This window comes from Streptomyces meridianus, assembly GCF_023703325.1.
In the GTDB taxonomy this organism is placed as follows: domain Bacteria; phylum Actinomycetota; class Actinomycetes; order Streptomycetales; family Streptomycetaceae; genus Streptomyces; species Streptomyces meridianus.
Genome location: NZ_JAMQGM010000001.1, coordinates 119,023 through 132,027, shown reverse-complemented (window position 1 = coordinate 132,027; position 13,005 = coordinate 119,023). Strand labels below are relative to the sequence as shown.

Here is a 13,005-nt window from a genome sequence, read left to right as displayed (position 1 = left end):
AGTGATCTAGGATCCGCTACCATGACCCGCTCTGTCCCCGGACCTCCCCTATCGGCGCCGATCAAGGTGATCGACCTCTTTGCCGGGTGCGGAGGTCTGACCGAGGGGTTCCTGAGGATCGGCGTAGACGGCAAAGCCCTCCCGGAGGGATCCCAAGAACCTTCTGCATTCCAGCCTGTCGCAGCCGTCGAACTGGATCCGGCAGCAGCACTGACCTATGCCGAGAACTTCGGCAGCAGGGCCGGCGGAACCGACCATGTCTACGTGGGCGACATCACCCAGTGGGCGGACACGGACATCCAGTCCGCTGACGTGATCCTCGGAGGTCCGCCCTGCCAGGGGTTCTCGGGACTCAACAAGACACGGTCTGGCGATGCCAGGAACGAGCTGTGGCGCCAGTACTTCAAGGTCGTCGAAAAGGCGAAACCTCAAATCTTCATTATCGAGAACGTCGACCGCTTCCGCACATCCGATGAATTCGAGGCGCTCAGACTCGCATTCAAGGAGGAGGGGTACACGATCAAACCCGCCATTCTGAATGCGGCGGATTACGGCGTTCCTCAGGCCCGCAAACGCACCATTGTCATCGGGACGCGCGAGGGATGTAAGCCCGTCGAGCACCCGGATCCCGGCCATGAAGCCAAGAACCCGGCTGCGATGCGTGCGAGCATGCGCGACGGCACCCTCTGCGACGCGCTCGCCGAGGGCGAGGCCAAGACCAAGAAGACCAAGCTCCCGTGGAGGACGCTCCGAGAGTGCCTGGTCGACGTTCCGCACGAGGTCAACGGCACCGAGCTTCCCGACCTTGACGCCGACGGAAACCCAGCCACCGTCCGCATCTCACGCCGAACCGACGAGTCCGGATTCCTGACGAGCCAGCGCATCGATTTCCTCAGGACCCGAATCCCGGGACCGTTCACGACCGAGCAGCTCCACATCGGACGGACTCCGACGGCCCTTTCCCTCGCGCGATACGCCGCCATCAAGGAGGGGCAGAACCGTCATGCCCTGGCGCACTCGATCGGGGTCGACGGCAAGAGTCTCTCCACGCCGAACTGGATCAGCCACCGATCCGGTTCGGGTGACGTGATGGGGCGTCTCTACTGGGACAGGCCGTCCGTCACGATTCGAACCGAGTTCTTCAAGCCGGAGAAGGGGCGGTACCTGCACCCCGTCGCGAACCGCCCGATCACGCACCTCGAGGCCGCTCTGATCCAGGGGTTCCCGAGGGACTTCCGGTGGTGCGGCAGCAAGACGCAGATCGCTCGACAGATCGGCAACGCCGTCCCGGTCGGCCTGTCCATGGCCCTGGCTGAGGTCGTCTACCGGGCGCTGCGGGGTTCCGAGGACTCTGCGTAGGCCTTGTGCAGGCTGACCCCCTGTGCCGGAACGCCGGGGGAAGGCGAATCTGCTCGGCCGCGCACGGGGGCCTTCTCGAAGAGGCCGGCGAAGCATCCCGTCATCGTGTCGACCGAGGCCTCCGGGATACGACCGTCCTTGGGGCCGTCGGGCAGCGCCTTCCACGGTGCCGGCGGCGCAGTCTCGGCATCGCGAATCCACTCCCGAACCCCCTCCTGCTCGGGGAGTTCGTCGGGGGCAAGCACGTCGTACAGCAGAGTGGTCCCTGCCGTGTTGATCGCCTTCGCGAGGGCGTTCACCTCCCGCCCGGTCCGTATTGTGCCCTGGTCCAGCAGCCGCACCACCGCACGTGCCGAGGGCCGGTGATCGATCAGGTCGAGGCGCATCACGGTGTTGAGAACGTCCTGGTTCCTGCACGCTGTCACTGCCGGACGGTAGTCGTCCCCGTCACGGAAGAGTTCGGCCGCCCACCAGAGGCGGGCGAAGGCCTGGGTGTAGTGCGGACCGGTGAACCTGCCCGTGGCGACCATTGCCGGCTCTCCCGACGAACCTGCACCGCCGAGGTGCCTCCAGACCACGTAATCGGGCGCGACGACCATGGCCACGTAGATCCACAGCTCGGGATCCGACGCCTCTGCCCTGGTCATCCGCAGAGTGGCATGCAGCCGTGGGGCGAGCCATGCGTCCGCGGCGGCCCTGGAGCCCTCCGGGAACCGGCTCATCGCCTCGTCCACGAGCTCGCACAGGGCATAAGCGCTCCATCGTGCGCTCGGCTCGCCCATCGGTGATGCCGCCCGCAGCAAGGCGATGCGGGGCGGTGCCTCCTGGCCGGAGAGCACGCTCCGGGTGAGGTACTTGAGGGCGACTGTCTCCGGCAACAAGGCCAGTAGATCCGATCGGTCGACCGTGTGCCGATTCACGCCCTTGCCTCCTTGGAGCGGTCCAGCGAGCGGATGGCCGTGCTCAGGCTTCTCGACACCTTGGCCCTGCGGGATGCCGCGTACTGGATCCGCGACTGCAGTTCGTGCCAACCACCCCCGTTGGCCCGACTGCTGTGTGCCTCGAACAATGCGTCCGCAGGCGGCAGTTCGGGGTGTACGTCGGGCAGCATGATCCGCAGGACCGATTCACGCCAGCCTCCGGGCCACTGAGGCGTTCCGTCGTCGTCGAGTTCGAGTTCGCTGATCGCGGAGTGGAACATGGCCGTCCACGCTTCTGCAGCTATCTGAGCAGCGATACTCCCGCGCAGTGCCTTCTCCGAGACGCTGCCGCCGGATCCAAGCAGTTCCTTCAGTCCTTCGAAGCCGAGATTCAGATGCACCGTCGGCACGTCCCCACCGCTGGTCTCGACGAGCCAGGGCAGTTCCTTGAAACGACTGAGCCAGGGGACATCGGCATCGCCGAAGTCGACCTCGTTGATCTCGAGCGTCCTCTGTCGGAGGGGCGTCCGCGCCGTGAGATCGACGATCCACGGGTTCTCGTCCGTCCCGACGATCCGGCCCGGGACATCGCCGATCGTTGCGGTGACGAACAGGTCCAGATCGGCACGGACCCGGTGCAGGTCCCGCTCCACGGTGATGGAGCCGGCCCAGGAGCCATCGGAGGCTCTGCGCAACGGTCGCAACGTCCGGCTGTTGGTGACACCCTCCGTGAGGACGGCGACGCATTCCACTTTCTGCCAGGGCCCTGTCGACAGCTCCCTCTGGGGGAGGCGCGCCCGAAGCTCCAGCCGTGCCTCTCGCCAGTCGCTCCGCTCGTTCAGGTGCAGGGCGACGACGCGTTCCTGCCGCGAAATCATGTCGAGCAATTGCGGTCGCCCGTCGAGAGCGGCGCCGACGACCTCCAGTTCGACGGAACCGGCAAGGGTCGGGTAGGGACGAACAGACGTTGTCACGCGGACTCCCTCGCCTTCTGCAAATCGACCACGAGACTCGCCATCGCCGCGTTCACGGGGTGCGCGGTGACGTCCGTGACGCCGGTGAAGGACGCACTCCGCGCTCCCGGGGAGAACATCAACAGGCCGTTCTCCACCCGGCAGTTCTCACCGGCGGCGAGCCGTGCCCACGGCACGCGCGGCCTTCCTCCGGAGCGAACGTCGAACTTCGCCACGGCTTCGAGCGTCCAGGCGTCCTCGCGGGCAGGCAGCTTCACCTCGGCCTGGACCTGCCAGGCCCCGCTGTCGTCGACCGATGCGCTCACGTGCCGGATCGAGGGGTGCGCGTTCACCCTGCGCGACGTATTCGCCACGTCGAGCCGCAGCAGATCGCGCAGCACGTCCGGCCCCCCGTCGCGCTTGGCCTTGCGCCGGCCGATGATCCCCCGCACGGCGGCGTCCATGTCCCTGCGGAACTCGGTGATCCTGCTCAGCGCGCCCCTGGCGTACGTCGCCGCCAGTTCCTCGGTCTTGTTCCAGTCGTTGTGCTCGGGGGGCTCCGCCGCACGGAGGAAGGCTTCCGCGAGGCCTGTGGCGCGTGTTTCCCGCCCCGTGGCGCGTCCGGCGAGAAGCACGGCCTGGAAGGGGTCCGTGCCCAACGGCAGGTCCCGCACGGCTCTCTCCATGACCGTCATCCGGTTCCCGCGCATGCAGACCAGGCGATTGCTCGACTCGTCCTTGTCGTCGGCCGGCGTGACGAGGAGGACGGCTTCGTGTTCCGCGCCGCCCTCGGTACGCGGTTCCGTGCCGAGTCGGGGAACTCGCAGAGTCACGTGCGCGAGAGCGACCTGGTGTGCCGCGGTGAGCTGGTCGACGGTATCTCCGTCGAGATAGGCGCGCAAAGCCCTGGCGCAAGCGGGCTGTTCGACGTGCGGGTCCACGCGCTCCTCGTCCGTCACGAAGATCCCGTTGCGCATGGTGACGACCGATGCCTCCAGCAGCGGAGTCCTGTCACGACCGGAGGTCATGGCCGCCCAGAAGTTCTGCCCGAGGGTGGACACGAGCTTGCGGTGCATGTCCTGGAGGTTTCCGGTGTCGCCTGCCGCGTCGTGTGCCCCGACGATCAGGAAGGACGTGCCCGGTTCCGAGGTGTCGCGCTCGAGGTGGAGCGCCTCGGCGGTCGCCTCGTCCGCCCACCACGAGCGCGCGATGCCTTCGCGCTCGGGATCCCCCGTCCCCAGCCACGCGGGTCCGGCGAACTCGTCCTCGGCGAGGACGTGCCAGGGCAGTTCGAGCCGGCCGACGAGCCGTCGCTCCGTCCGTCCCTCGTGGGGTTCGGAGAGGGTGCTGTTGATCAGCACGAGACCGAATCGACTGGTTGCCCAGAGCGTCGCCTTGCCGAGTCCGTAGGAGCCACCGGCCTGGTTGCTGCTCTTGTTGCTGTTGAGCTGATCCCGGACGACCGCCGCGAACTTGCTGTCGCCGTAGTCGCCACCGATGAGGCCGGTGGCGTTGAAGTCGTCCACCCGCAGCAACAACAGGCTGCCGATCTCACGCAGTTCGCGGAGCGCTTCGGCGAGAACCCGTCCCACCTTCTGCTTCTGCTCGGCCGCCACTCGATAGTGCGGTTCGAGGTCGTCCCAACCGAGGTCTCGGAGAAAGAAGTTCAGGTGGTCACCGGTGAGTTCATGCAGGGTGTATCGCACGCGCACCGGGCGAGCGGAGTCCAGACGCTCGTCGAGGCTGTTCTGCGTGGCTTCTCGGGCCAGGACGGACACGTCGGCGTCGAAAGCGAAGGCCGCTGCGTTGCCGAACTCCCGTCCCCCATCGGCATGAGCCGGCCGGTGGTACCAGGAGACCGGAGAGGCGAGCGGGGTCGGTTCGCCGCCCAAGAGATTCGCGACCGCTCTCTTCATGGCATCCCGTGGCTCCGATCTGCCGCCGATCCATGCCGAGACCGCCGCCGGTGTCACATCGAGTCGCTTCGCCAACTCGGCCGTCGAAATGCCCTGTTGTCGCAGCCTTTGCTCGAGCCACGAGCCGTAGCCCTCGGCTCCGACCTCGTTGTCCACCGATCCTCCTCACACGGCGACGCCACCCCCGGACCGATGGCTGCCCACGATGCGCGCCGCGGTTATCCGTCCGTCCCGCTCAAAGGACCATGGTCGCATCGAGAAGCCGCATACGTGATCGGATCAACCGATCTTGCAGGTCGGCAATCAGACGAGTCGGCCGCGCCCTGGCCACGAACCGAGCGAAGCCGTCGCCGCTCAGGACAGGCGTCACGGGACCGGCTGAGGGGTCCCACCCAGGCCGGCATGTCCCAGCTCACACCACGTCACCTTGCCGCGCCCGGTGAGGATCACGCCCCAGCATTGCGCCACCGCGTCGACCAGGCGCACCCCACGACCGCCCTCGGCTTCCGGCCCCGCCATGAGCAGCGTGGGGAGTGCGCGGGCATCGGGGTCGTGGACGTCGATGCGCAAACGCCCACCGGACAACGACAGCGCCAGCGTGGCGGGGGTCCCGGGACCGACATGGGTGACAACGTTCGCGACCAACTCGCTCACGCAGAGTTCGGCTGCTTCGACAAGCTGCGGAACACCCCAGGTGAGGAGTTGCTTCCGCACCAGTTGTCGAAGGCTCGCGAGTTGGGCCGACTCCGCAAGGAATTCCAGCTGCCACCTGCTTGGCGTGACCTCGAGTTGTCCCGATCCCATAGACACACCCCTCCTTCGGAGTCACCATCAGTGAGCAATTCAACTCACAGCGTTGCAGTGAGAGTGTCAGAATGGAACTCTCATCGAGGGGCGACGGAAGCACTACCCCGGTGCGCGCGCCCCCGGCGCACGCTGTGTGGCACTGCCACGTCCTGCCGTGCAGACTCATGGCGATCGACTCTGAGAGGCCTCGACCATGGCAGTGGGACCAACAACTCGTAGACGGCAACTGGGTGCCGATCTCCGTCGGCTTCGTGAGCTCAAGGGGCTCACTCTGGAGGAAGCCGGCGCGGCTGTGGGGATTTCGAAAGCCACACTGAGCCGCTACGAGACCAAAGAAGGGGCTGTGAAGTGGCCGGCCGTCGATGCCCTTTGCCGGGAGTACGAGGCGTCCGACGAAGAGCGCCTGGCGCTGGTCGAACTGGCCAAGGGCGCCAAGATCCAAGGATGGTGGCGCTCACTCGCCGACCCTGTCCCGGAATCCATGAACCTGATGCTGACCCTCGAGGACGAAGTCGTTCGTGAGGACCATTACGCGAGCATGTACGTGCCGGGGCTCCTCCAGACCCGCGCCTACGCCGAGGCCGTCCACCGGGCATCGGAAATGCGGTGCACCGAGCAAGAGGTGCGGCACATGGTCGACATCCGGATGAAGCGCCAGGAACTGCTGCGCAGAACGGAACCGCCGCACATCTGGGCGGTCATCGACGAGGCAGTGATCCGGCGCCTGGTCGGCGGCCGCGAGACGATGCGCGAGCAGCTGAAACATCTCGCGGACATGGCGGAGAGCCCTCAAGTGACCTTGCAGGTGCTGCCGTTCTCGACCGGCGCTCATGCTGCGGCAGTGGGAAGCTTCGTGATCCTGGGCGGGCCGGCGCCCGAGCTGGACGTCGTCTACGTGGACGTGCTCGGTGGCGGCCTGTTCATGGAGAAGCCTCAGGAACTCGAACGCTATAAGTTGGCGTTCGAGTACTTGCGTGCACAGGCGCTGGACATCTCGGCGTCGGCGGCGGAAATCGATCGGATCAGCAAGGAGCTGTGATGGACGAACGACAGTGCACCGATGTGGCCTGGTTCAAGTCGTCATACAGCGGCGGCAGTGGCACAGAGTGCGTGGAGGCCGCCTTCACGCGTTCGGGCACATCCGTTCGCGACTCAAAAGACCCTGATGGCCCTGTGCTGGCGTTCTCACGCGAGGAGTGGCGACACTTCCTAAGCGCTGTGTGCTCAGCGCAACTGCGCTGAACGACCATCCCCCATAGCGGCTTGCACGACCACCACGAGTTCACTGACCCCCCGGCACTCACCGGCAGAGGGCGTCCACGTCGTCGGAGTAGGTTGCGAATTCGGCCTGGGCCTCGGTGACGATCTCCCGGGCGGGGCGGCGGGCGGTGGTCGCGTGCCGCTGCGCGAGGTCGGCCAGGGCGGCGTCGGGGCGCGGCTCGCGCTCCCAGTCCAACGCGGCCTCCCGGGGGCCGAAGCCGTCGGCCAGCACCCACACGAAGTCGGAGAGGTTCCCCGCCACGATCCCGACCTCGCCCTCCGAGCCCATGAACACCACGGGCTGGGCATCCAGCGGCTGCCCTGGGCGCACGCACCACAGGGCCGCGAGACCGCCGGCGCCGTCCTGCCCGAAGATCCGGTAGGCATCCCCGCCGAGCTCACGGTTGCCGGTCCACAGGCACAGCCAGTCGGTGGTCTCCTCCGCCGAGTCGAAGGCCCGGTACGGCTCGAAGTCGACGCCCTCGCCGTCGTCGTAGTCGAATTCGACCTGTGCGACGGCGGCCAGGGCGGGCGGGAAACGGCGGTCGTGGCTGATCGTCTCGTTCATGCGCGCACGCTAACCGCCGTCACCGACAGGCCCCCGGGTGCGGGACCCTTCACGCAGTTCCCGGCGGGACGGGGGTGGCGTGGTGGTAGTAGACCCGCCAGCCGGTACCGTCATCGCCCTTGCGCCACAGGGAACTTCGGCGGGCGCGCGCGCCGCCGACCACGGTCTCGTACGTCAGGTGGACGAGTCCCGGCGCCAGTTGGACGCCCGTCATGCGCGACACCTCGATGCGTGGTCCGGTGTGACGACTGGTCTCGAACGCGGGGAGTTCCGCGAGCATCTCCTCACGCTTCCACCGCCGGCCGGACTTCCCGACCTCCACGAAGTCCGGGTCCAGCAGCTGCTCGGCAGCCGATCTCGATGCCCTCACCGCGGGATCATGCAGGCGCAGTTCGCCCGCGATCGCCACCTGCACGTCGTCCGTCGCGTCCGTTTCGCTGCTCATGCCGTCATTCTCGCCCGGCGCGTCAACCGCTTTCCCGTCTCCGGGGAGCAGCACAACGGCCCTTTCGGAGGCGTGAGTTCCGCGAAACGGTGCGTCGACATCGAGCTTTCGACCAGGCAACGCACCACGCATCTCCTCACCCCCTTTGGCCGTTAATGTCCCATCTGCCGACATGGGGCCGACCGACTCCCGGGTCCACCGGATCCCGCAAGGTCACGACCGGGTCCGGCCCGGCCAGGACCCGGTGGACCACGCCGCTTTCCAAGAACCTGGTGAAGAACTCTCTCCCCCTCCCTCCCCTCCAACCTGTTGCTCGTTCGGGTGAGTTCGAGAGGAATGCGCGATTCTGGGTGTACGGTCGGCGGCACCACAACCCCCATACGCAATGCGGCCCCCGGCAGGGATGGCAGTCCCGGCCGAGGGCCTGACCGATCAGGAAGAGTGCACTTCCGATGGCTGTTCCGCAGGGTAGCGCGCCCGCGCGCCCCCGGGCCGGTTCTCCGGCCCCCTCGACCGCCCCCGCCGCCCGCTCCGGCGTCATCCGCGTCCGCTCCCGGCACACCGGGCACTTCACCGTCCTCGCCAACCGCCTGGCCCGTCGCGCCGGAAGCGCGGTCACGATCGGCGTCGCCGCGTACGTCTTCTCGCTCCCCGACGGCGCCCCCATCAGCATCAAGGCCCTCTGCTCCCACTTCGACGAGGGCGAAGTCCTCATCGGCCGCGCCCTGCGCGAACTGGAGGCCGACGGCTGGATCGAGCGCCGCGTGGAACGCACCTCCGGCGGACGCATCCGCACCCGCACCTTCGTCTACGACGATCCGGGCGCGGGACGCGTCGGCGACGCACCCGCGCGCCCGGCCGTCGCACAAGCCGCCGTCGCACCAGCTGCCGTCCCGCTACCCGCCGCCGTCACGCGTCACGCCGTCGCATTGCCCGCCACCGGACCGACCGCCGCAGCACCGCATGAGGCGACACCCTCCGCCGCAGACCGCCCCGCACGGGCCACCACCGGCTGTCCGGAGCCCGCCTGCCCGGCAACCACCGGCCGTCCGGACTCCGTCCGCCCCGCGCCCGCCGATTCGGCGACGCAGACCGCCGACTCCCCTGCTGTGCCCGCTCCCCCGCCGCCGACGACGGAACACCCGCGGGCCACCGGACACTGCGCGCCGCCTCCCCCGGCGGATCTCCCGGCCGACGACGCGGAACCGGGCCCGCCCCCGGCCCCCGAGCACGTCCCGCCCCCAGAGCCCGTCCCACCCCCGGCGGACGGCGTGGTGCCCGACCCCCGCCCCGTGTCCGTGCTGCGCTCGCTGCGCACCCGGGACGCCCGGCTGACGCTCACCGAGCAGGAGATCCGCCACCTCGCGCCCGCCGTCGGACGCTGGCTCGCCCTCGGCGCCGGGTCCACCGACATCGCCGAAGCCCTCTCGACCGGGCTGCCCGCCCACTTCGACCGCCGTCCGGCCCGGCTGCTGGCCTACCGGCTGGCCGCCTGGCAGCCGCCCGTCCCGCACACGTCCCCACCGGCCGCGGCTGCCGTCCCGCTCCGGACGTGCGAGGGCTGCGACCGCGCGTTCCGCTCACCGCACCCCGGTCGCTGCCGGGACTGCCGCAGCAGTGCCGACGACGCCCGTCACGCGGCCTGACGCGCTACGCCCGACGGGCGATGGTGACGATCTCGCGGCTGGCGGCGGTGAGCGGCCCGCTATGCCAGTCGCCGTAGCGGGCCTCGACCGCGAACCCCGCCTCGGTCAGGAACGCGTCGAGCGCCGGAACGTCCAGGAAGCGCAGGGAGGTCCGGTCGACGCGGAGCACGGCGCCACCGGCCTCGGCGGTCGTCTCGGTGAAGGTGACCACGTCCCCGGTGACGTCCTCGACCTCGTGCCACACCCGCAGCGCACGGCCGCCCGCAGCAACGACGTCGGTGGCGTTGGAAGGATTCCAGTCCTCCCAGGCCCGCGCCTGCGGGTGCCGGGTCTCGAACGCGAAGCGCCCTTCCGGGCCGAGCGCGGCGCGGACGGCCGCGAGCGAGGCTCGCAGGTCTTCGTCGGTGACGAGGCACTGGAAGGCGTGGCTGACCATCGTGGCGAGGTCGAACTCGGCGTCCCAGCAGGCATCGGCCGCGGTGCCCTCGACCCACTCGACGTCCGTGCGCCGCCGGGCCCTGGCCAGCGCGGCACGATCCGGGTCCAGGCCCACCAGGCGCCCGGTGTGGCGGCGTTCACGCGCACGGTGCAGCATCGCACCGGTGCCGCAGCCGAGGTCCAGGACCGAGCCGGCGGCCGTCACCAGCTCGTCGTAGAAGGCGTCGCTGGGGAACCGGCCCGGATCCCACGGGTTCAGCAAGTCGTACAGCGCGGCGGCGTCGGCATCGGTGAACTCGGCGGGCATCGCGCCAGTATCCGGCACCGGATCAACCGATCGCTCAGTACCAGGGTCGGGGTGCTCTCCGCAGGCAACGGACGCAGTCCCGGCCACCGTTGTCGCATGCGGGTCCGCAACTCCGCGGCGAAATGAACGGGCATGCCCGCTGTCAGAGCGGATCCTTCCTCACGTCGAGCGGGCCGAACGGGTTTCCCGGGCCGTGGAGCCTGTGCCCCGTTGACATTCACCGAGGGCACCACGGAGGCGTACCGGTCGGCCATTCCGGCCACGAACCCCCGGCGCTCGGGTGCCTCGCTGCTGATGTCGAGTGGATACCAGGCGTCCGTGCCGCCGCTGGTGACGTTCGCCTCGACACCGAAGGAGCAGTCCTTACCGGCGGTGAAGAAGTACAGGTCGAAGGCCCGGGCGTCCAGTGGCACGTGAGACGGCACATCTCCCGCTGGTGGCATGCGACGTGTGGACGACCGCGCCGGGGCCGTGAGGGTCGAGAGCAGAGATTGTCCGCCCGCCTGAACAGGGAGGCCCGGCTTCTCCATCATGTCCGCTGTCCGACGACAAGGCCGGTCATTTCGTCGACCATCGCCCCCGGGACGGTCGGCGTACCGACCGTCCCGGAGCACTCCCGGGCCGCGCCGTCACAGGTGGCGGCGTCCCGGGGGTCCGTACAACGGCTTCCGCCCATCCGCCGAGCGGCACGATCGCTGTGCGCGATGCGGACGCGCCCACCCGCGTGCGATAGGTTCGTGTCGCTCGAGACGCACACGCCGCCGACCCCGACGAGGTAATCGTGGACGCCTCTTTCCGTTCCCCCGAACCGGTCGACGAGTCCGAGTTCCTGGAGATGACGCAGCAGGACCCCGTGCAGGCCAGGGTTCTCCAGAAGTCCCTGAACCACCTCGCATCGGGCCTCGCGGGCGACACGCTCAAGGAGATGGCGCAGGACGTCCTCGCCGGGCGCATCTCGCTGCGGGACGCGGCGCAGGTGTCCGCTTACGCCGAGCAGGCCGTCGAGCATTCCGCCCCACTCGCCGAGAAGTGGGCCTCGATGTCCGACGCCGAGCGCGAGGAACTCGCCGAGCAGGGCCAGCAGCAACTCAATCTGGAGCAGCGGGAGTTGGACGAGGAGCGGCGCGCGCGGGCGGCGGAACGTCCGACCGGGAGGCAGCGGCACGACGGTCGCGGCTGGTCCGCTTACTGAGCGACTGCCCCCGGCCGGCCGCCGGGGGTGAAGCAGATCGGACAGGGGGATCATGGACTTCCGTGTGGATCCGGAAGCCATCGAGGGCTTCTCGAAGTTGGTGGGTCGCGCCGCGGACCACAGCGCGCAGGCCGTGGCGTACACGAGCTCGAACACGCAGATCGACAAGGTTGCGGGCGGGGAGCTGTGGGACCTCGTCGCGGGTGACCACGACTCGTACGTGAGCGAGGCCAAGAAGGCGCTGGGGAAGATCCAACGCGTTCTGGAGTCCTCGAAGCGGGAACTGGCCGGCTCGGCCAGGTACTACCGCGAGACGGACCGTGACGAGGCGGCGAGGATGGACACCACCTATCCCGGCTCCAAGGCGCCGCCGGACGCCTCCAAGGGCGATCCGGGGGACTTCACCGACGCCGCCGACGCGGCGGAGAAGCTGAAGAAGCCGGATGGCGACAGCAGCAACGCCTTCGTCAAGTACGGCTCCGGGCACGCCGACGAGTACAGGATGAGCCCGGTGCAGAAGACGCTCGGCAGCGCGCTCGACCTCGGCAGCCCGTCCGCGATGGCAGTCGAGGCGTCCAAGCTCCTCTTCGACTTCGACCCGTTCGCCGAGGCGACGAACTGGGTGTTCGGGGACTGGAACGGCTACAACGACTGCGCGGACGCCTGGGGCAATCTCGCAGCCTTCTGCGACGCGCTGGCCGCCAACACACGCAAGGGCAATCGGCACGTGGGGCTCACGTGGAACGGCAACGCCGCAGACGCCGCCACCGTGTACTTCGACGAGTTCTGCACCAAGCTGGGCAAGATCCAGGAGACATTCGAGTCGCTGCGCGACTGCTACACGCAGGCCGCGCAGATGGCGTTCCAGTTCGCCGAGTTCCTCAAGTCGTTCCTCGTGATGTTCTGCGACCTGCTGGTCATCTGGCTGGTCAACCTGCTCGCGGCGCAGGCGGTCAACGCGATCCCGGTCGGCGGGCAGGTCGCGTCGGCGGCGATGTTCGCGCTCGCCGCGATGCAGGCGATCCGGCTCATGGAGATGTGGGCCGAGGCGGCCCGGGCGTTCGACGCCGTGGCCACGGCGCTGAGCGCGCTCGGCGTGGTGATGTCGACGGCAATCAACGGGTTCTCCGCGGCGGACGGTTTTCCCGAGGTGGGCACCGGTGGCTACGACCACCGGGCGGTGTAACGGAGAGG

General features: G+C 68.7%; 14 protein-coding genes. 7 read left to right on the top strand and 7 right to left on the bottom strand.

The window, feature by feature from the left end; translation table 11 throughout:
- The first annotated feature begins 21 nt into the window (after window positions 1-21).
- A complete protein-coding gene (locus M1E25_RS00555; RefSeq protein WP_251407642.1) occupies window positions 22-1,359 on the top strand; it encodes a DNA cytosine methyltransferase in 1,338 nt (445 codons plus the stop codon).
- On the opposite strand, the gene M1E25_RS00550 is transcribed toward M1E25_RS00555, so the two are convergent.
- The 4 genes from M1E25_RS00550 to M1E25_RS00535 form a co-directional block, all read right to left on the bottom strand.
- A complete protein-coding gene (locus tag M1E25_RS00550) occupies window positions 1,323-2,279 on the bottom strand; it encodes a DUF6339 family protein (RefSeq protein ID WP_251407639.1) in 957 nt (318 codons plus the stop codon). The genes M1E25_RS00555 and M1E25_RS00550 overlap by 37 nt on opposite strands.
- A complete protein-coding gene (locus M1E25_RS00545; protein WP_251407636.1) occupies window positions 2,276-3,253 on the bottom strand; it encodes a hypothetical protein in 978 nt (325 codons plus the stop codon). Before M1E25_RS00545 ends, M1E25_RS00550 begins: the two co-directional genes overlap by 4 nt.
- The gene (locus M1E25_RS00540) at window positions 3,250-5,304 is read right to left on the bottom strand and encodes a helix-turn-helix domain-containing protein (protein ID WP_251407633.1); all 2,055 of its coding nucleotides are present in this window, start codon (window positions 5,302-5,304) and stop codon (window positions 3,250-3,252) included. Before M1E25_RS00540 ends, M1E25_RS00545 begins: the two co-directional genes overlap by 4 nt.
- Window positions 5,305-5,514: 210 nt before the next feature.
- Window positions 5,515-5,952, bottom strand: a complete 438-nt coding sequence (locus tag M1E25_RS00535; protein ID WP_251407630.1) for an ATP-binding protein — start codon at window positions 5,950-5,952, stop codon at window positions 5,515-5,517.
- A gap of 196 nt (window positions 5,953-6,148) precedes the next feature.
- Here M1E25_RS00535 and M1E25_RS00530 point away from each other — a divergent pair, with 196 nt between their 5' ends.
- Together M1E25_RS00530 and M1E25_RS00525 are read left to right on the top strand one after the other, a co-directional pair.
- Complete coding sequence (locus M1E25_RS00530) at window positions 6,149-6,994, top strand: helix-turn-helix domain-containing protein (RefSeq protein ID WP_251407627.1); 846 nt, start codon at window positions 6,149-6,151, stop codon at window positions 6,992-6,994.
- Window positions 6,994-7,197, top strand: a complete 204-nt coding sequence (locus M1E25_RS00525) for a DUF397 domain-containing protein (protein WP_251407624.1) — start codon at window positions 6,994-6,996, stop codon at window positions 7,195-7,197. The genes M1E25_RS00530 and M1E25_RS00525 overlap by 1 nt, the downstream gene beginning before the upstream one ends.
- A gap of 58 nt (window positions 7,198-7,255) precedes the next feature.
- Here M1E25_RS00525 and M1E25_RS00520 read toward each other — a convergent pair whose 3' ends face one another.
- Both M1E25_RS00520 and M1E25_RS00515 read right to left on the bottom strand, forming a co-directional pair.
- A complete protein-coding gene (locus M1E25_RS00520; protein ID WP_251407621.1) occupies window positions 7,256-7,783 on the bottom strand; it encodes an SMI1/KNR4 family protein in 528 nt (175 codons plus the stop codon).
- Window positions 7,784-7,832: 49 nt separating this feature from the next.
- A complete protein-coding gene (locus M1E25_RS00515) occupies window positions 7,833-8,228 on the bottom strand; it encodes a nuclear transport factor 2 family protein (protein ID WP_251407618.1) in 396 nt (131 codons plus the stop codon).
- A gap of 452 nt (window positions 8,229-8,680) precedes the next feature.
- Between M1E25_RS00515 and M1E25_RS00510 the strand changes: the two genes are divergently transcribed.
- Window positions 8,681-9,874: a translation initiation factor IF-2 gene (locus tag M1E25_RS00510; protein ID WP_251407615.1), complete on the top strand. Its 1,194-nt coding sequence runs from the start codon at window positions 8,681-8,683 to the stop codon at window positions 9,872-9,874.
- Window positions 9,875-9,878: 4 nt separating this feature from the next.
- On the opposite strand, the gene M1E25_RS00505 is transcribed toward M1E25_RS00510, so the two are convergent.
- Window positions 9,879-10,619, bottom strand: a complete 741-nt coding sequence (locus M1E25_RS00505) for a class I SAM-dependent methyltransferase (RefSeq protein ID WP_251407612.1) — start codon at window positions 10,617-10,619, stop codon at window positions 9,879-9,881.
- A gap of 210 nt (window positions 10,620-10,829) precedes the next feature.
- Between M1E25_RS00505 and M1E25_RS00500 the strand changes: the two genes are divergently transcribed.
- The 3 genes from M1E25_RS00500 (at window position 10,830) to M1E25_RS00490 (ending at window position 12,997) form a co-directional block, all read left to right on the top strand.
- Window positions 10,830-11,036: a hypothetical protein gene (locus M1E25_RS00500; protein WP_251407609.1), complete on the top strand. Its 207-nt coding sequence runs from the start codon at window positions 10,830-10,832 to the stop codon at window positions 11,034-11,036.
- Between the two features lie 364 nt (window positions 11,037-11,400).
- Entirely contained in the window at window positions 11,401-11,811 is a 411-nt protein-coding gene (locus M1E25_RS00495; RefSeq protein WP_251407606.1) for a hypothetical protein, read from the top strand.
- A gap of 52 nt (window positions 11,812-11,863) precedes the next feature.
- Window positions 11,864-12,997 (top strand): WXG100 family type VII secretion target, encoded by a 1,134-nt coding sequence (locus M1E25_RS00490; protein WP_251407603.1) that lies wholly within the window; start codon window positions 11,864-11,866, stop codon window positions 12,995-12,997.
- Window positions 12,998-13,005 lie beyond the last annotated feature (8 nt).